We start from the raw sequence: 20,149 nt of genomic DNA on the forward strand, positions 1-20,149 counted from the left end.
ATAAATTTTATTATAACAGGACCAGAATATGCTTAATTACGGAAAACATAAGAGAGTTTTAATTTTTGATAACTCGCAGAAAACTGGGGTTATTGCGAATGCAATTGATCGTTTAGTCGAACAATTTAAAAATGAATCGATTACCGTTCTTAGCGCCTCTTCTTATGATGATTGTTATTCTATTCTAAATGTTAATTTAGCAATTGATTGCTTAATGTTGACCTCGAGTATGACAGGGCAGCAACAAGAAGAAAACGATATGTTCTTTTCGTTGATTGAAAAATTAAATCAACGCCAAGAAGGGGTTCCCGTATTTTTACTGGCAGAAAGAAAAAAAGTGACCTTAACTATTAACCGCGAGTTAATGTCTCAGGTTGATGAGTTTGCGTGGATATTAGAAGATACGGCTGACTTTATTGCTGGTCGTGCCATAGCGGCGATGGAACGTTATCGAGAGCAATTACTGCCGCCACTCGCATCTGCGATGATGAAATATGATGATATTCATGAGTATTCTTGGGCCGCACCTGGACACCAAGGTGGTGTCGGTTTCCGTAAAACACCGGCGGGTCAACGATTCTATAACTATTATGGGGAAGGTCTATTCCGCTCTGATATGGGGATCGAGCGAGGTTCTTTAGGCTCGTTATTGGATCATACGGGAGCGTTTGGTGAGAGTGAAGAATACGCGGCAAAAGTTTTTGGTGCAGATAAATCCTATTCTTTAGTCACTGGTACATCAGGTGCAAACCGTACCATTATGCAAATTTGTATGCGTGAAAATACTCTCGCTATCTGTGATCGAAACTGTCATAAATCTATTGAGCAGGGATTAATGCTTACTGGTGCATTACCGGTTTACATGGTACCAACTCGAAATCGTTACGGTATTATTGGTCCTATTTATCCAGATCAAATGTCGCCAGAAGGTTTAAAGAAATCAGCAGAAAGTAGCGAACTCACGAAAGCTAAAGCCGGAACACAAGCAACTTATGCAGTGGTGACAAACTGTACTTATGATGGTTTGTGTTATAACGCTAAGCGTGCGCAAGATATATTAGCAGAAAGTAGTAATCGTATTCACTTTGATGAAGCCTGGTATGGCTATGCGCGTTTTAATCCTATTTATACCGATCACTTTGCGATGCGTGGTGAGCCAATAGAAGATCCTGATGCACCAACAGTGTTCGCGACACACTCAACGCATAAATTATTAAACGCATTGTCACAGGCGTCATGGATCCATGTACGCTATGGTAAAGATCATATTAATTTTGAGCGTTTTAATCAGTCTTACATGATGCATGCAACAACATCACCGTTATATGCAATTAGTGCATCTAACGATATCGCTGTATCACAAATGGATGGTCCTCGAGGTCAATCTTTAACTCATGAAGTAATTAAAGAAGCGATTGATTATCGTCAGGCGATGGGGCGTTTACATAAAGAATTTGCTGCTGATGGTGAGTGGTTCTTCAAACCATGGAATGCAGAAACGATCACTGATCCTGATACGGGTAAAGTCTATGATTTTGAAGATGCGCCGGCAGAGCTTTTAGCAACGCATCAAGATTTCTGGGTGATGAAGCCTGGTGATAAATGGCATGGGTTTGAAGATATGCCTGCTGATTGGTGTATGCTCGATCCAATTAAAGTCAGCATCTTAGCACCTGGTATGGGAGATGATGGCAAGTTATTGGATACAGGTGTACCTGCAGCGTTGGTTACACAATACCTTACTCGATTTGGCATAGTGCCAACTCGAACGACAGACTTCCAAGTTATGTTCTTATTCTCAATGGGGATCACTAAAGGTAAGTGGGCAACGCTTGTTAATACCTTATTGAGCTTTAAAACACACTACGATAATAATACGCCACTGAAAAATGCTTTACCGGATCTTGTTGCTGCTCATCCTGATGTGTATGGGCATTTAGGCTTAAAAGATCTTGGTGATAAGATGTTTGGCTATTTGAAACAACATACGCCATCGGAAATGCTAAATGCGGCTTATTCAACCTTACCTAAGGCTGATATTACGCCACGCGCTGCGTTTGAAGCGATAGTTGATGATAATGTTGAAATGGTACCTTCTGATAAGCTACAAGGTCGTATTGCAGCCAATGCGGTTATCCCATATCCACCGGGTATTCCAATGTTGATGTCAGGTGAGAACTTTGGTGATGATAGTAGCCCGCAGATTGGTTACCTTCATAGCCTTGAAGTATGGGATAAAGAATTCCCAGGCTTTGAGCATGAGACAGAAGGGACAGAAGTTGAAGACGGTGTTTACCACGTAATGTGTGTGAAAAATAAGTAACGTGATTTAGCACTAAAAGAAAAGGTAGCTCTATATTATTGAGCTACCTTTTTTGTTGTTTCTTGCTTTGTTGTAACTTGGTAATCAAATTCTATTTCGACATCTGATTTAGGGACTGACCGACAGGTTAATATTTCATTTGGTGCAATAAAAGCGAGTGCGTCATGTTGATCAACAGCACCTTGTTTTAACTTACAACGGCAAGCACCACACATACCATTTCGACACTGGTATTCAGGTTGAATCCCCGCTTGCTCTAGTTGCTTGAGTAAAGGCTCATGGGTATTTCCATGAACCTTCACACCATTAACCTTAATGGTTAATTGACTCATAGTTCGAAGTCACCAAGATCATCAGCACTTACATCGTTGTCAATTTGACCCACAAGGTATGAACTGATCTCAGCTTCTTGTGGTGCAACTTGTACGTTGTCAGAAGATAACCAAGAATTAATCCATGGAATTGGGTTTTGTGTTGCGCCTTCATAGGCTGGGCGTAAACCCACAGCAACCATGCGTAAATTGGTAATATATTCTACATACTGACACAAGATTTGCTTATTTAAGCCTATCATTGAACCATCTTTAAATAGATAGTCCGCCCATTCCTTTTCTTGTTCTGCTGCTGCTTTGAAAAGATCAAAGCAATCTTGCTCACACTCTGCAGCAATTTCGACCATTTCAGGATCGTCATGACCATTACGTAGTAAGTTCAGAATGTGCTGGGTGCCAGTTAGGTGCAACGCCTCATCACGTGCAATTAGCTTGATGATTTTTGCATTACCTTCCATTAGTTCGCGTTCAGCGAAAGCAAATGAACATGCGAAGCTTACGTAGAAACGAATCGCTTCTAGTGCGTTCACAGACATTAGACATAGGTATAGCTTTTTCTTAAGTTCACGAAGGCTAACTGTGAATGGTACACCGTTAGCAGAATGATTACCTTCACCAAAGCGGTGGTAGTCATTCGTAGCAGTAATTAGATCATCATAGTATCTAGAAATATCACCAGCACGTTTAATAATATGCTCATTCTCGACGATATCGTCAAAAACCACAGAAGGGTTGTTAACGATATTGCGGATAATATGCGTATAAGAACGTGAGTGAATTGTTTCAGAGAACGACCAAGTTTCAATCCATGTTTCTAATTCAGGAAGAGAAACAATCGGTAATAGTGCCACGTTAGGACTACGGCCTTGAATCGAATCAAGTAATGTTTGGTATTTTAGATTACTAATGAAAATATGCTTTTCATGATCTGGCAGCTTGTTGTAATTAATACGATCGCCAGAAACGTCCACTTCTTCTGGACGCCAGAAAAATGATAATTGTTTTTCGATAAGTTTTTCGAAAATTTCAAATTTTTGTTGATCGTAGCGAGCAACATTTACAGATTGACCAAAGAACATAGGCTCTTTTAATTGATCATTACGTGTTTGACAAAAAGTACTATAAGCCATGATTTCCTCAAATCAAAGGGGAGCCATGAGGCTCCCATTTAATAATTAAATTTTACAACTGGTGCAATCGTCCGCTGCCATATCACCCTGACTATCAGAGGCACCATCACGAGTGTTATGGTAGTAAAGGGTTTTTACACCAAGTTTGTAAGCATTTAGTAGATCCTTAAGTAGCAGCTTCATTGGAACTTTACCGCCAGCTTGCTTACTTGGATCATAATTGGTGTTAGCCGAGATCGCTTGGTCGATAAATTTCTGCATGATACCTACAAGTTGCAGGTAACCATCGTTACTGCCGATATTCCATAGTAGCTCGTAGTTATCTTTGTACTTGGCGTAATCAGGAACAACTTGCTTCAGGATACCATCTTTTGACGCTTTAACTGAAACGAAACCTCGTGGTGGCTCAATACCATTTGTCGCATTAGAAATTTGCGACGATGTTTCTGATGGCATTAATGCCGATAGGGTTGAGTTACGTAGACCGTGTGTTTTGATCTCTTCACGTAATGTTTCCCAATCGTAGCGTAATTCAGCAGAACAAATATTATTGATATCTTTTTTATAGGTATCAATAGGTAGAATGCCTTGTGCATAGGTTGTCTCATTAAAGGCAGGGCAAGCACCTTGCTCTTTAGCCAGACTCACAGATGCTTTCAATAAGTAATATTGAATTGCTTCAAAGGCTTCGTGTGTCAGGTTATTTGCGCTGCCGTCAGAGTAACGCACACCATTTTTCGCTAAGTAGTAAGCAAAGTTAATCACACCCACACCTAATGTACGACGGTTCATCGTTGAACGACGCGCTGCTGGAAGTGGGTAATCTTGGTAATCCAATAACGCATCAAGCGCACGAACAGTTAGCTCTGCTAGCTCTTCTAAATCATCAAGGCTATCAATAGCACCTAAGTTAAATGCAGACAGCGTACACAGTGCAATTTCACCGTTTTCATCTTCAACGTTGTTCAGTGGCTTAGTCGGCAGTGCGATTTCAAGACACAGGTTAGATTGACGAATAGGAGCAACCGCCGGATCAAATGGGCTGTGTGTATTACAGTGGTCAACGTTTTGGATGTAAATACGACCTGTTGACGCACGCTCTTGCATCAGTAGTGAGAACAAATCAATTGCCTTGATTGTTTCACGCTTAATGCTGCTATCTTGCTCATATTTTAGGTATAAACGCTCGAACTCGTCTTGATCAGCAAAGAATGCATCGTACATTCCTGGTACGTCAGAAGGAGAAAACAGAGAAATATTTTCGCCTTTGATCAAACGGGTGTACATCAGTTTGTTGATTTGAACGCCGTAATCCATATGACGAACACGGTTTTCTTCAACACCACGGTTATTTTTAAGCACTAACAGTGATTCAACTTCACGGTGCCAAATAGGGTAGAACAGTGTTGCTGCACCACCACGCACGCCGCCTTGAGAACAGCATTTAACAGCAGTCTGGAAGTATTTGTAAAATGGAATACAGCCTGTATGGAAAGCTTCACCACCACGAATTTCAGAGCCTAGTGCACGAATACGGCCAGCATTAATACCAATACCTGCACGCTGTGATACGTAACGAACAATAGAACTTGCCGTCGCATTGATAGAATCAAGGCTGTCATCACATTCAATCAGTACACAAGAGCTAAATTGACGTGTAGGCGTGCGAACACCAGACATAATTGGTGTTGGTAGTGAAATTTTAAATAGTGATGATGCATCATAGAAACGCTTAATGTAATCAAGACGTGTTTCTTTTGGATACTTATTAAATAAAGCTGCTGCAATCAGGATGTATAGGAATTGGGCACTTTCAAAAATTTCACCTGATACACGGTTTTGAACAAGGTATTTACCTTCAAGCTGTTTAACCGCTGCGTATGAAAAGTTCATATCGCGCCAGTGATCGATAAAAGTATCCATCACTGCGAATTCTTCTGCGGTGTAATCTTCTAACAAGTGGCTGTCGTATTTACCTTTAGCTACAAGGTTTTTAACGTGCTCATATAGCTTTGGTGGCTCAAATTGACCGTACGCTTTTTTACGTAGATGGAAAATCGCCAAGCGTGCAGCAAGGTATTGGTAATCAGGAGTCTCTTCAGAGATTAAATCCGCCGCAGCTTTGATGATTGTTTCATGGATATCATCAGTACGGATACCATCGTAAAACTGGATATGAGACTTTAGTTCTACTTGAGATACAGAAACGTTTTCTAAACCTTCTGCAGCCCATTCAATTACGCGGTGGATTTTATCTAAATCGATATTTTCAGTACGGCCGTCGCGCTTGGTAACTGTTAGTTGTTGAGTCATTTTTAGTTAGTTTCCCAGTTTTCCTTGCATATGAGCTTTTTTTGCAACTTTCTATAAATAGATTAGCAAAGAATGTGATCTTTGATAAAAATTCTTGTAAGACAAAAACACTATATGTTGGGGTGTGCTGTCAAAGTGATTACAAGATAGTGGTGATTTCTTTTTTTTGCAAGATGACATTTTTTGACCAGCTGTGGATAAGATGGGGATTTTTATAAAAAAGTCAGTGCCTACTTACTTAACTCGCTAATGCCATCAATTAGATAGCAAATTGCAATATTGGATGGTGAGATTTTAGTGAGAAAAAAAATATTTTTTTGTTGAAATTTAGTGGTTTTAGGAGTTCAAAAATTGTTGTGAGTGATATCAACAAATACTAAGTAACCCTTGATATGACAAGATATTTTTGAGTGACTATGTACACAGTTTATTGGTCTAATGTTATTGAGATGTTTATTGATAGAAGAGTTGAAATGCATAAGGTGGAATAACAAGAGCGGAGCTTCAACATTGAATACGCAATGTTGAAGCTAAAAGCGTCATTTATGTAGGTTAGCTTTGCTTTTGGGTGTGAACAATATAGTTCACATCAACATTGGAGCCTAAACTATAAGCATTTGTTAGAGGATTATAATGTAAACCGATAATATGACGCTCTTCTAATTCTGTTTTATCAATCATTGCTATTAATTCAGAAGGGCGAATGAACTTATTATGATCATGTGTTCCCTTGGGAACGATACGCATCACATGCTCAGCACCAACAATAGCAAAAAGGTAAGATTTGAGATTACGGTTTAAGGTTGAAAAGAAAACGTGGCCGCCCGGCTTAACCATTCTCGCACAGGCTGCAATTATTGATGCTGGATCAGGAACATGCTCTAGCATTTCCATGCATGTAATAACATCATAATATCCATGACGCTCATCAGCATGCTCTTCTGCTGTTGCTTGAATGTAGTCTAACTTTGTCCCTGTCTCTAATGCATGTAAACGAGCAACAGTTAATGGTTCTTTGCCCATATCGAGACCAGTTACTTCAGCACCTTCAATTGCCATACTTTCAGCTAAGATACCACCGCCACAACCGACATCGAGTACCTTTTTGCCAAAGAGACCATTAGCGTGATCAATAACGTAATTTAGACGAAGGGGATTAATTTGATGGAGAGGTTTAAATTCACCTTCTAGATCCCACCAGCGAGAGGCCATATCTTCAAATTTACTGATCTCTGCTGGATCAACATTTAGTGGTTTGCTCATTACATTGATGCCATTTTCCTTAATTGATACTGTGCATTATGCGAAATAATTGAGTGGTTGCAAAGCGGTAAAATAAAGGGTGATTGATTCAGAAAAGAAATAGCCAAACGAGATGTGTTTGGCTATTTGATTATGTATTGATAGCAAAACTAATCATTAAAGGAGGTTAAGGTGGCAGGAATAAGCTCTGGGCTCACAGAGCCACCAAGAAAAGTGAGTGTCGCGAGTATTGCCATTAATATGTATTTTCCAATGACTATTGATAGTCCAATTATATTTATTGCTGTACCCATCAGCGTATCCTCATACATCCATTAAGTAGGCGTATAATAAGATTTTTGACCTAAAATCTGCCTATCTATTGTATATTGTGTATATTGGCTTAGTAACCATACTATTTTAATGGGTATTGGGGGCGTAAAAGTTGCGACAACTCTCAATCTTATGATTCATTAATCAATTGCAACGCATACAGTAAAAAATTAAGTTATCACTCTAGTTTTTACAAATCGTTACATATTCGGTAAGTTAAAATAGTTACATTATGATTTGAGTTGTTCTTCCAATAGTGTGTAATTTATAAACAGGTGCATATATTCAATTCACAATTGTGACATCGTTTATTTCTGTTTTATTTCATTTCCGCTAAATTACTCACAACATAAGTCGTGAAAGGTGTGCCTATTAGGGCTGTAATATGCTATATTCTTACGCCTTGCACGTATAAAAATACGACAGAAATTACCTGAGGGATATTGGCTCCATGAGCGATCTTGCAAAAGAGATCACGCCCATAAATATTGAAGATGAGCTGAAAAGCTCTTACCTCGACTATGCGATGTCAGTAATCGTTGGTCGTGCTCTTCCTGATGTGCGTGATGGCCTTAAGCCAGTACACCGCCGCGTTTTATTCGCGATGAATGTACTAGGCAATGACTGGAATAAAGCATATAAAAAATCTGCCCGTGTGGTAGGTGATGTTATCGGTAAATATCACCCACATGGTGATAGTGCTGTGTACGATACAATTGTACGTATGGCCCAACCATTCTCGTTGCGTTACATGCTCGTAGATGGTCAGGGTAACTTTGGTTCAATCGACGGCGATTCAGCCGCTGCGATGCGTTATACCGAAGTTCGTATGTCTAAAATCGCACATGAACTACTTGCTGATCTAGATAAAGAAACTGTGGATTATGTACCAAACTACGATGGTACAGAGCAAATCCCTGCAGTATTACCAACAAAGATCCCTAACCTATTGGTGAATGGCTCTTCTGGTATCGCTGTAGGTATGGCAACAAATATTCCGCCGCATAATCTAGGTGAAGTGATCAATGGCTGTTTGGCTTACATCAATGATGAAGACATCACCATTGATCAGCTAATGGAATATATTCCAGGCCCAGATTTCCCGACAGCTGCAATGATCAGCGGTCGTAAAGGGATTATTGACGCTTATCATACTGGCCGCGGTAAAGTTTACATGCGTGCCAAAGCGGAGATTGAAGTTGAGAAGAATGGTAAAGAAACCATTGTTGTTCACGAAATTCCGTACCAAGTTAACAAGGCTCGCTTAATCGAGAAGATTGCAGAGCTTGTTAAAGATAAGAAAGTTGAAGGCATTAGTGCACTACGTGACGAATCTGATAAAGATGGTATGCGTATTGTTATTGAATGTAAGCGTGATGCTGTGGGTGAAGTTGTACTTAACAACCTTTATGCACAAACTCAGCTACAAACCACATTCGGCATCAACATGGTTGCACTGGATAACGGTCAGCCAAAAATCTTTAACTTAAAAGAAATGCTGAAGTGCTTCGTGAATCACCGCCGTGAGGTGGTAACACGTCGTACTATTTACGAATTGCGTAAAGCGCGTGATCGTGCACACATCCTTGAAGGTCTTGCTCTTGCTTTGGCTAACATTGATGAAATTATTGAGCTTATCCGCCGTGCACCAACACCTGCAGAAGCGAAAGCTGGTTTAATTGCACGTGGCTGGGATCTTGGTAATGTAGCAGCAATGCTTGAGCGTGCTGGTACAGATGCTGCACGTCCTGAGTGGCTGGAAGAGCAATTCGGTATTCGTGATAATCAGTACTACTTAACTGAACAGCAAGCACAAGCGATTCTTGATCTTCGTCTGCACAAGCTAACAGGGCTTGAGCACGAGAAGATTTTAGAAGAGTACAAAGCACTGCTTGATGAAATCGCGGAACTAATGTACATCCTGTCAAGCTCTGAGCGCTTGATGGAAGTGATCCGTGAAGAGCTAGAGCTAGTTAAAGAGCAGTTTAACGATGAACGTCGTACCGAAATTACTGCTGCTAGCCACGACATCGATTTAGAAGATTTAATCACTCAAGAAGATGTTGTTGTAACGCTATCTCATGAAGGTTACGTTAAGTATCAAGTTTTAAGCGACTATGAAGCACAGCGTCGTGGTGGTAAAGGTAAAGCTGCAACGCGTATGAAGGAAGAAGACTTCATTGAGCGTCTGTTAGTTGCTAATACCCACGATACGATTTTATGTTTCTCTAGTCGTGGCCGTATGTACTGGCTGAAGGTATATCAATTACCATTAGCAAGCCGTACTGCACGTGGTAAGCCAATTGTGAACATTCTACCTCTTGAAGAAAATGAGCGTATCACCGCTATTCTTCCAGTACGTGAATACACAGAAGACAAGTTCGTCTTTATGGCAACCGCTGACGGTACAGTGAAGAAAACACCATTAACTGACTTTAGTCGTCCTCGTAGTGCCGGTATTATTGCCGTTAATCTACGTGAAGGTGATTCATTGATCGGTGTTGATGTTACTGACGGTGATTGCGACATCATGCTGTTCTCTGCATTTGGTAAAGTTGTTCGCTTCTACGAAAGTCCTGTGATTGATGCTGAAGGCAACGCGAAAGGCGGTGTTCGAGGTATGGGCCGTACTGCCGCAGGTGTTCGTGGTATCAAGCTTGCTGAAGGCGATAAAGTGATTTCACTTATCGTTCCTCATAACGATGGTGATGTACTAACAGTAACTGAAAACGGTTACGGTAAGCGTACAGAACTGGCTGAATACCCAGCGAAGAGCCGTGCAACGCAAGGTGTTGTATCGATTAAGGTTTCTGAGCGTAATGGTAGCGTTGTTGGTGCTATTCAAGCAGAAGACGGCGATGAATTCATGATGATCACTAACGCTGGTACGCTAGTTCGTACTCGTGTTTCTGAAGTAAGTCGTGTTGGTCGTAACACTCAAGGTGTAACGCTTATTCGTACTTCTGAAGGCGAGAAAGTTGTTGGCCTTCAACGTATTGATGAACCAGAAGAAGAATTAATTGAAGATGCGGAATTAGTTGAAGGCGAAGCTGTAGAAAATGCACAGCAGCTGCCAGCAACTGATACCAGCTCTGATGATTCAACTGAACAAGAATAAGTTATCTTAACTTGTTGATGAGATGGCGATTACTCCTAGAGTAGTCGCCATTTTTTTATCTCGTATTTTGCTTTTATTAAGAATGTATCAATATAGTTTTTAAAACGCTCAATACGTGAGTTTTTGAATAAATCTACGTTGCCGTATTCGAAATATTTCAGGAAAATTCAATTATTCCAAATATTCATCTGCGCATCATTTTTTTTGTTGGTAGGCTTTTTGTACTTTGTTTATTCATCAAGCTAGCAATTTATAATAAAAACTTTTAAGTTGCTTAATAAAGGTGTAAAAACAAAGGATTGACATTTGCTGTCGTGGCAATGTTTTCTCTTATGTTGTTTTATAATGCTAAAAACGTTATGTGTTTGGTGTTATTAGCTTTATGAAGCAATAGGCATTTATTTTATTTCCCCAAGCAGGAGCAAAGTCAAAATTATGGATAAGGTTTATAACTTTTGCGCAGGACCCGCAATGATCCCCGCAGATGTTCTCGCTAAAGCTCAACAAGAATTGATTAACTGGAATGGTTTAGGTACTTCTGTGATGGAAGTCAGCCACCGTAGTAAAGAATTTCTTGCTGTTGCTGCACAATCAGAACAAGATTTACGCGATCTTTTGAATATTCCTGCTAACTACCATGTGTTGTTCTGCCATGGTGGTGCACGTGGACAGTTTGCCGCTGTACCGTTAAATTTATTGGGTAATGCAGAAACCGCTGATTATATGGATGGTGGCTTCTGGGCGCACAGTGCGATTGAAGAAGCAAAGAAATATTGCCAGCCAAATGCGCTTGATATTACCTGTGAAAAAGACGGAAAAAAGGCAGTACTACCAGCTTCACAATGGCCACTCTCTGACGATGCGGCATTTGTGCATTTTTGTCCAAATGAAACGATTGATGGCATTGAAATCCGTGATTTACCTCAGACGGATAAACCCATTGTGGCTGATATGTCATCAACAATTTTATCGCGTAAGATTGATGTATCAAAATACGGTGTAATTTACGCCGGTGCGCAAAAGAACATTGGCCCTGCTGGCTTAACGATTGTTATTGTACGTGATGATTTGCTTGGTAAAGCTAAATCTATTCTACCAAGTATTCTTGATTACACGGTTTTGGTAGAAAAAGAGTCAATGTTTAATACACCCCCAACATTTGCATGGTACTTAGCTGCTGAAGTCTTTAAATGGCTAAAAGCTGTTGGTGGGGTAGAAGCGATGGAAGAGCGTAATCTCGCGAAAGCTAAATTACTGTATGACTTTGTTGATCACTCTGACTTTTATATCAACGAAGTACACAGTGATAATCGTTCAATTATGAATGTGCCGTTTCAATTACAAAATGCTGAGTTGGATAACTTATTTTTAGAGCAAGCAGATTTGGCTGGTTTAAAAGCATTGAAAGGACATCGTGCAGTGGGGGGGATGCGTGCATCAATCTACAATGCGATGCCATTAGAAGGTGTTCAAGCATTAGTTGATTTTATGGCTAAATTTGAAAAAGAATACGCGTAAAATCAAATAAAATTAAAGCCATAGTAGTCGATATTATGGCTTTTTTTATTTTTATAATGTTTAAAAATAGTAGTGTAATGATATAAATAGAGACGCTAATTTCTGTTACTATTTTTAACAGTTTTATTATTGATGAAAAGCTTTTCATATATATAATCGCGCGATTATCCCCCCTAGAATAGCTTTTATCGTTATGTGGAAAATGGCGTCAATTAAGTCATATTACAACAACTATATTAAAGATATATCGATTGTCTTTTTATTGTTATTGCCATTAACGATTTGTAACGCAATAACCATATTTGTTGGTCACTCCTTAAATATTGCAGGATTAACACAAGCTGCGAGTACGTTTTTCTATTTCTCAGATTTACTAATAGGTATTTATCCTATTACGTTGTGTATTATCACAAGCTATTACATTTCAACGAAACATGGTGTCAATGCTATGGTTGTTGTGCCGTATTCATTGCTTATGTACATTGCGATTTCGGTGCCTAATGATCTTGTTGCGGCAAATACAGGATTACCTAATAATCCTCTGATTGCGTTACTGACGGCTATTATTTCAGCAATCTGTTGCGTGTCGTTTCGTTTATTTCCACTTGATCCGTCTCGTTTAGATTTTGTGAAAACACTTTATATACAAGTGGCTCACTTTTTTGCTTTTCTATTGATGACACTTGCACTCGCAAAGTTAATGGAAAGTTTCCTCGCTTTTAGTACAGGTGCGAGCCAATTTATAACGTTAAATCCATTAACTTTTTTAGGCGGTCTTGCATACCAATTTATCTTGGGGTTATTGGGTGCTGTTGGTATTAATGGGCATAACTTTTTATTTCGCGCAAAGCAGCAACTTTTTGAAAACACACAATTAAACATTGCAGCATGGCAAGCTGGAGATGCGCCGTTAAATGTCTTAGGGCAAGGTTTTTATGATGCATTTTTATCAATGGGGGGGCTCTGGAAACACGATCAGCCTTTTGCTATGTATTTTATTGTTTTCAAAAGATCGTCGCCACATCACGTTAGCAATATCTGCGATACCATTAGTGATCTTTAATATTAATGAGTTATTACTGTTTGGTTTGCCCATTATATTTAATCCAATATTAATTGTGCCTTTTGTGTGTGTACCGTTAGCTAGTTTTGTTGTGGTTTATAGCGCGATATCATTAGGCTTGGTAAATCATGTTGGTACGATTGTTGACTGGATGACACCGCCATTGTTAAGTGGCTATATTGCGACCCAAAATAGTATTGGTGGCGTTGTTCTACAGTTTGTGGTGATAACACTTGGCGTGATGATTTATCGCCCGTTTTATTTGAATTATGTTGGGCGAAGTCGTCAAAATAACATGACGATGAGCCGACAGTCAGAATTAGAAAGCTCAACATTTAAAACCTTCTTAGGTGATATAAACCAAATGATGGGTAGTTATGTGAGTAAGCATGATATAAGCCGTCGGGTTAATCATATGCTTAATAACGGTGAGTTTTTGATGCATTATCAGCCACAGGTAAACGTAACTAATGCGACGCAATTATCTTTTGAGGCGCTAGTTCGTTATAAAGATAAAACGGGTAAACTAAATCCGCCAATCTTTATTAATGATTTTTATCAGCTTGGTGCAATTAAACAATTGGATCAGATGGTTATCGATCTCGTTTTAAATGATATGCAAAGTATGCCTCTAGCTAATGGCTGTAAAGTATCGGTGAATATTTCAGCTGAGAGTATTGCTGATCCTGCAATTATTTATCTGATCATGGAGCGCTTACGCTTTTATAATATTGACCCAGAAAATTTAGAAGTTGAGATCACAGAAGAAGCTATTATCACTGAAGATAAGCAGATTTCTAAAAATATAGATGCACTACAAGCATTAGGGATCACTGTTGCTATCGATGACTTTGGCTCGGGTTACGCGTCGTTCCCGCATTTACTTAAATTTAACTTCGATAAGGTAAAACTTGATAGATCGTTGTTATTGAATACGCAAAATGAGCGAGAAAAGAACCTTTACCAATTGTTAGCTAAGATCAGTGAAGTAACGGGCTGTGTTCTGGTTGCAGAAGGCATTGAGACGGAACAAGAAAAACAGTTTGTTGAACAGTGTGGTATCGATATTTGCCAAGGCTATTATTTTGCGAAACCTATGCCATTAGATGAGGCACAGGTTTGGGCTAACAGTAAGATCCGGATTTAACAAAAAGCCACAGCATTATGTGGCTTTTTGTTTATTGTTTTGGATATATCAGCTTATCTGTATCGAAACCTGCTTTTTTAGCAATGTTGATATAACGTTCTAATTGCTGTGGGCTTATTTGCTTGTGACGAGATAATAACCAGAAGTAATCGTGGTTATAACTGCTGATCAGCGCGGTTGAATAGTCTGGCTCTAAATAAAAAATAATATAGCTGCCATAAAAAGGGCCAAAGAAAGAGACTTTAAGGTAGCCAACATTATCATCTTCTACAAATTTGGCTTTACCAATGGCTTCTTTCCATTCTTTTAAGTGAGTGTTAAAACCACGATTAACGACTTTTACACTGCCATCTTCATTCATACTGTAAGTTGCAGTGACATAGTCTAAATCACGCTCAAAGCTATGATCCATTCTTGCTATTTCATGCCACGTTCCCAAGTATTTATTAAGCACAAAAGGTGTTACTGCTTCAATATTGTTGGGTTTACCTGTTGTGCATCCAAACATGGTTGCGATTAACATGATAAAACTTAGCGATTTGATATATTTTGCCATTAATTATTCCTTAATTATTTGGCGGTAAAAATATGACGCTAACGGTAAAGCTGACATTGTCATTGGTTATATGGTAAGGCCAATTCATCCTTTCACAGATCCGTTGCACAATAACTAAACCACACCCATAGCCTTGATTATAGATCTCATTACCATCATGACGGTTAGTAATCATTAGCGTATTTTTGTTTAACTTAATAATAATGTCACCAACGCTATAACTAAATGCATTTTTTATTAGATTATTAATAATAATGGTGATGAAACTGAGTGGTGCACTGATCGGGGTGTTACATGAAAGCGTGAGCTGATAATTGGTATCTTGTTTAGCAAATAAAGGTTTCATAACCGTAAGCTGCTTACTTAATTCGTCTTCTATATCACAAACGACAAAATGTTGCGGCTCTATATGCTGCTTTCCTAATAACAAAAAAGTTTCTGTGAGAATTTTCATATCCTCACTGGCTTGGTGTAAACGGTTGATCGCCTTTTTTGCAATCATGGGTTGATTAGGAACCTTATCAAGCAGCTCTGCCGAGCCCTGAATAATCATAATAGGCGTACGTAACTCATGCGATGCAAACCGGCTGAATTCTTGCTCTCGCTGAAAATAGTGTGAGATCTCACGTTTACTATCTAATAACGCTTGTTCAATTGCGCGTGTTTCATTGTATTGGGTATCAATAGTAAACTCAGTATGATCTGGCTGCATTTGACCGATCTTATGTTTAATTTGTTCAAATGGATGCGATAGCGAACGAATAAAATAAAAACTATATCCGCCCATTAATAGTGATAACAATACGCCGAAAATAAAAGTGAAGTAGTGTAAGCTATTTTCAAACTCATCTAAGTAATCATCAGCATCATCTTGGTACACAACATACATCAAGCCTTTTCCTGATGGGTGTTTAAAGACAATAAAGTGTTTATCTTCAGTACCGCGGAGGTGTTCATAAAATCCGGGTCTACGGTATGGTTTAAGCCAATCGGGTAACGAATTTTGGCTCCAATAACTTTTAAATTCACTATTGTTGGGAAGAGGGGCTTTTTCGCCCATTTTCTTATAATCAATTTGGTACTGGGAAGATTCCTTATCTAACCAGTGATGAAGACTAATTACTTCTAATCGATTTTCTGCAATATAAATGACGATCCAAAAGAGCACGAACATACTGAATGCCATGACACTGACACTAAGTCCAACCTTTTGGTAAAGACTTGGATATTTATGCAGCTTTGATACGGTAGCCTTGTCCATGAATTGTCTCTAATCGTGATTTGGAAAAACCTTTGTCAATGGCGTTGCGTAAACCATAAATATGACTTCGTAATGCATCACTGCAGGGCGATTCTTCTCCCCAAATGGTTTCGATTATTTGCTGTCTAGTAACAACATTAGGTGCATGTTGAACCAATAATTTTAATATTTTAAGTTGGGTACGGTTTAATTTTATTATGTGGTTTTCTCTACGTACTTCATCTGTTTGGTTGTTTATTTGAATATCAGCATAACTTAGCAATCCAATATCTTTACGCTGACCTCGATTAGCAAGAGCCATTATTCGAAGAGATAGTTCTTCCATCGCAAATGGCTTTAGAAGGTAATCATCGCCACCGGCTTTAAAGGCTGCGATTTTATCGTCGAGTGTATCTTTCGCCGTTAGAAACAGAATTGGCGCGCCACAAAAGAGCTCATTCCGAATTTTAGCAACGGTCAAAATACCATCCAATTTAGGCATCATGATATCCATGATAATCACGTCATAATAATTATCTTTAATTAATTTAAGCGCACTTTCACCGTGGTAAGCACAGTCAACAATATTGCCTTCAAGCTCTAGATAGTCAGAGATTGTTTCAACGATTTGGTCATTATCATCAGCAATGAGTATTTTCACGTTTGGCCTTATGTTTTTCACGAATATTTCACAGAGGTAATATTAATATAGTTTTCAATAAAACAACATTCATAATTATAAAGGTTAGTTGATGAAAAAATTGCTCTTAGCGGTAGTGATTGGTGTTGCTCTTTCTGGTTGCGGTGGCGGCGGTGGTAGTGATGAGAGTAAACCGACTCCACCACCTGTTGTTGATATTAAGCCTACAGCAGCACAAGGTACTATTAAGAGTGTGGACTATGATTACAACACTATTAATGTGAATGGTCATAGTTACAAGGTAGAGCAAGTTAAGTATGGCTCTCAAGTGCTACCTATCACTAGCCTTAAACCTGATATGATGGTTGAAGTTTCAATGTTATCCAGAAGCGGTGCTGTTGTTTCTGTTGAGCCGACAATGGTGGGTGTAGTCACAACAATTAGTGCAGATCGTAAAACATTTGTAGTGAATGGTGTGACGTTATCTTTTGCATTAGATCGCCACATTGAATTACATGATTGGGTTATGGTGTCTTCACTGCCACAAGCCACTGCGGATGGTCTTGGATATAAAGTATTGTCGGTTGTAAAAATCGAACAAGAAGATGTTGCGGGTCAATATGAAATTGAAGGTCGTTTGAGCGGTTTAGATCAAAACACGCAAACCTTTAAACTAGGCGCGACTACAAAAGTTTTCTTTACCCCTTACGTCATCGAAGATAATGCCAAATTGATGAATGGTCAGTGGGTCGAAGTTAAAGGCCACATGATTAATGATGAGTTTCATGCAAGTGAAGTGGAAGTAGAAACGTATGATGACTTTGATAACGATCATGAAATTGAAGGTATTGTCACTTGGGTAAATAGTGATAAATCCCAATTTGAATTAAATGCACGTGGGCGCTTTATTGTTAATGCACTAACGCGCTTTGAAGACGGAACTAAAGCACGTTTAGCTGCAGGCGAACTGGTTGAAGTTACAGCGTTTAATGGTGTTGCTAAAGAGATTGAATTTGAACGTGGCTTTGGCGGTGAAACAGGCAACTGGCGTGAATTTGATCGTGAAGGCTATGTAACCTCAGTAGGGGATGAGCATTTTAGGATGGCTGGTGAAACATTCTATGTTGATGCTTATACCGAGTTTGAAGACTTTTTAACATTAGAGACGTTACATGGACAATACGTTGAGGTTGAAGGTGTCATTATTAACGGTAAGAAAGTTGCACGTGAAATTGAGCGTGAAGATGACTAATTAGCCATTTTAATAACTAAGAGCACCTAAGGGTGCTTTTAGTTTATTCACTGACACAAAATCGATTTCCTAAATAGCAGCGAATAGCTTGTTCGCTAGCATCAAATTGTGGTGATGGAACATGATGAGGATCGACCCATAACCAATGCTCACATTTATCAGGCTCTTTTAGTTGGACTTCACCTGTAAATGATGTTGCTAACAAAGTAACACTAATATAATGCTTTCCACATTCATCATAAGTTTCTAGGTTGTTAGTTACAGCTATAACCTCGGGATCATAAATCGTTAAATTTGTTTCTTCTTTAACTTCACGAATCGCGCATTGACGAAATGTTTCACCAACCTCCATATGACCGCCTGGAATGGAATAGTAGGGAGCGTGACTGTTTTTTCGTTTTCCTATCAAAATCTGGTTTTGCTCATTTACAATGATGATACCGATCCCGACCATAGGAGTTGTCGTCATTACTACTGTCCTTTAATCCGCTGTTGCATCCTATTGATTTTACCAAATAATAAATCAAATATCGTGATTGTTATAGTGAGCAAGGAACGGGTACTAGCTAACTGATGCAATATTCGTTAATCTTCTTAAAGGTTAAAGAATTAGGATTGGATGAATAATCAAATGGAAAGTATAACGTTACAGCCGATAGCTAAGATCAATGGTGAAGTAAATTTACCGGGCTCAAAGAGTGTTTCGAATCGCGCCCTATTATTGGCAGCGTTAGCAACAGGTACTACACGCCTCACTAATTTATTAGATAGTGATGATATTCGCCATATGCTTAACGGATTAAAGCAGTTAGGTGTGAATTACCAATTATCTGAAGATAAAACAGTTTGTGAAGTTGAAGGCTTGGGCCGCGCATTTTCACCTAATGAGCCCCTTGAATTATATTTAGGCAATGCGGGTACAGCGATGCGTCCGCTTGCAGCTGCATTGTGTTTAGGCGGCGGTGAATTTGTACTAACGGGTGAGCCGCGAATGAAAGAGCGTCCTATTGGTCATCTTGTTGACGCGTTGCGTAGTGCTGGCGCGGACATTACTTATCTCGAAAATGAAAACTATCCACCACTAAAGATTATGGGTACTGGTTTAAAAGGTGGCGAGGTTGAGATTGATGGCTCTATTTCAAGCCAGTTTTTGACCGCTTTCTTAATGGCTGCACCTTTAGCACAAGCAGACACTGTTATACGCATTAAGGGTGATTTGGTATCAAAACCTTACATTGATATTACGCTACATATTATGGCGCAGTTTGGTGTTGAAGTTGAAAACCGTAATTATCAAGAGTTCGTTGTTCGAGGTAATCAAACCTATGTTTCACCTGGTGAATTACTTGTTGAAGGCGATGCATCTTCAGCCTCATATTTCTTAGCGGCTGCTGCGATTAAAGGTGGCGAAGTAAAAGTCACTGGTATTGGTAAAAAGAGTATTCAGGGTGATATTCAATTTGCAGATGCGCTTGCTGCGATGGGGGCGGATATCGAGTGGGGCGATGATTATGTTATTGCTCGTTGTGGAGAATTAAGCGCAGTAGATATGGATTTTAACCATATTCCTGATGCGGCAATGACTATTGCAACAACTGCATTGTTTGCCAAAGGTACAACATCGATTCGTAATGTTTATAACTGGCGTGTAAAAGAGACTGATCGTTTAGCTGCAATGGCGACAGAGCTTCGTAAAGTTGGCGCAGAAGTCGAAGAGGGTGAGGATTATATCACTATCGTGCCACCAACCATCTTACAGCATGCGGCGATTGATACTTATGATGACCATAGAATGGCGATGTGTTTCTCGCTGGTGGCATTGAGCGATACACCAGTGACGATTAATGATCCAAAGTGTACCTCAAAAACATTCCCTGACTATTTTGATAAATTAAAGGGATTGAGTTGTTAAGACTGTAATAAATTTTTCTGATAACTGAGA

General features: G+C 39.3%; 14 protein-coding genes and 1 pseudogene. 7 read left to right on the plus strand and 8 right to left on the minus strand.

Annotated features, from left to right (window positions below; all coding sequences use genetic code 11):
* Positions 1–28: 28 nt before the first annotated feature.
* Positions 29–2,323, plus strand: a complete 2,295-nt coding sequence (gene adiA, locus C9J38_RS02280) for an arginine decarboxylase (protein ID WP_107205688.1) — start codon at positions 29–31, stop codon at positions 2,321–2,323.
* Between the two features lie 35 nt (positions 2,324–2,358).
* Here the strand turns inward: adiA and yfaE are convergent, their stop codons facing one another.
* The 4 genes from yfaE to ubiG all read right to left on the minus strand — a co-directional run bounded on the left by yfaE (position 2,359) and on the right by ubiG (position 7,361).
* The gene (yfaE, locus tag C9J38_RS02285) at positions 2,359–2,655 is read right to left on the minus strand and encodes a class I ribonucleotide reductase maintenance protein YfaE (protein ID WP_107205689.1); all 297 of its coding nucleotides are present in this window, start codon (positions 2,653–2,655) and stop codon (positions 2,359–2,361) included.
* The gene (nrdB, locus tag C9J38_RS02290) at positions 2,652–3,785 is read right to left on the minus strand and encodes a class Ia ribonucleoside-diphosphate reductase subunit beta (protein ID WP_107205690.1); all 1,134 of its coding nucleotides are present in this window, start codon (positions 3,783–3,785) and stop codon (positions 2,652–2,654) included. Before nrdB ends, yfaE begins: the two co-directional genes overlap by 4 nt.
* Positions 3,786–3,830: 45 nt before the next feature.
* On the minus strand, positions 3,831–6,098 hold the full coding sequence (nrdA, locus tag C9J38_RS02295; RefSeq protein ID WP_107205691.1) for a class 1a ribonucleoside-diphosphate reductase subunit alpha: 2,268 nt from the start codon (positions 6,096–6,098) through the stop codon (positions 3,831–3,833).
* A gap of 552 nt (positions 6,099–6,650) precedes the next feature.
* Complete coding sequence (ubiG, locus tag C9J38_RS02300; protein ID WP_107205692.1) at positions 6,651–7,361, minus strand: bifunctional 2-polyprenyl-6-hydroxyphenol methylase/3-demethylubiquinol 3-O-methyltransferase UbiG; 711 nt, start codon at positions 7,359–7,361, stop codon at positions 6,651–6,653.
* 171 nt (positions 7,362–7,532) lie between these two features.
* Between ubiG and C9J38_RS21735 the strand changes: the two genes are divergently transcribed.
* The 4 genes and pseudogenes from C9J38_RS21735 to C9J38_RS22145 all read left to right on the plus strand — a co-directional run bounded on the left by C9J38_RS21735 (position 7,533) and on the right by C9J38_RS22145 (position 14,519).
* A complete protein-coding gene (locus C9J38_RS21735; protein WP_158259261.1) occupies positions 7,533–7,679 on the plus strand; it encodes a hypothetical protein in 147 nt (48 codons plus the stop codon).
* Positions 7,680–8,124: 445 nt separating this feature from the next.
* A complete protein-coding gene (gene gyrA, locus C9J38_RS02305; RefSeq protein WP_107205693.1) occupies positions 8,125–10,791 on the plus strand; it encodes a DNA topoisomerase (ATP-hydrolyzing) subunit A in 2,667 nt (888 codons plus the stop codon).
* Positions 10,792–11,226: 435 nt separating this feature from the next.
* Positions 11,227–12,309, plus strand: coding sequence for a 3-phosphoserine/phosphohydroxythreonine transaminase (serC, locus tag C9J38_RS02310; protein ID WP_107205694.1), 1,083 nt, complete (start codon positions 11,227–11,229; stop codon positions 12,307–12,309).
* 193 nt (positions 12,310–12,502) lie between these two features.
* A pseudogene (locus C9J38_RS22145) lies at positions 12,503–14,519 on the plus strand (EAL domain-containing protein).
* A 31-nt stretch (positions 14,520–14,550) separates the two neighbouring features.
* On the opposite strand, the gene C9J38_RS02320 reads toward C9J38_RS22145, so the two are convergent.
* Genes C9J38_RS02320 through C9J38_RS02330 form a run of 3 tightly spaced genes read right to left on the minus strand, consistent with a single transcriptional unit; the run spans position 14,551 to position 16,976 of the window.
* Positions 14,551–15,075, minus strand: a complete 525-nt coding sequence (locus tag C9J38_RS02320; protein WP_107205695.1) for a lipocalin family protein — start codon at positions 15,073–15,075, stop codon at positions 14,551–14,553.
* A 10-nt stretch (positions 15,076–15,085) separates the two neighbouring features.
* Positions 15,086–16,336, minus strand: coding sequence for a HAMP domain-containing sensor histidine kinase (locus tag C9J38_RS02325; protein ID WP_107205696.1), 1,251 nt, complete (start codon positions 16,334–16,336; stop codon positions 15,086–15,088).
* Positions 16,305–16,976 (minus strand): response regulator transcription factor, encoded by a 672-nt coding sequence (locus tag C9J38_RS02330; RefSeq protein WP_107205697.1) that lies wholly within the window; start codon positions 16,974–16,976, stop codon positions 16,305–16,307. Before C9J38_RS02330 ends, C9J38_RS02325 begins: the two co-directional genes overlap by 32 nt.
* Positions 16,977–17,067: 91 nt before the next feature.
* On the opposite strand from C9J38_RS02330, the gene C9J38_RS02335 reads away from it, so the two are divergent.
* Positions 17,068–18,207: a DUF5666 domain-containing protein gene (locus C9J38_RS02335; protein WP_107205698.1), complete on the plus strand. Its 1,140-nt coding sequence runs from the start codon at positions 17,068–17,070 to the stop codon at positions 18,205–18,207.
* 43 nt (positions 18,208–18,250) lie between these two features.
* Here C9J38_RS02335 and C9J38_RS02340 read toward each other — a convergent pair whose 3' ends face one another.
* On the minus strand, positions 18,251–18,676 hold the full coding sequence (locus C9J38_RS02340) for an NUDIX hydrolase (RefSeq protein WP_107205699.1): 426 nt from the start codon (positions 18,674–18,676) through the stop codon (positions 18,251–18,253).
* Between the two features lie 162 nt (positions 18,677–18,838).
* Here C9J38_RS02340 and aroA point away from each other — a divergent pair, with 162 nt between their 5' ends.
* A complete protein-coding gene (aroA, locus tag C9J38_RS02345) occupies positions 18,839–20,119 on the plus strand; it encodes a 3-phosphoshikimate 1-carboxyvinyltransferase (protein ID WP_107205927.1) in 1,281 nt (426 codons plus the stop codon).
* Positions 20,120–20,149 lie beyond the last annotated feature (30 nt).

The sequence above is a fragment of the Photobacterium sp. GB-210 genome, from assembly GCF_003026075.1.
Classification (GTDB): Bacteria; Pseudomonadota; Gammaproteobacteria; order Enterobacterales; family Vibrionaceae; genus Photobacterium.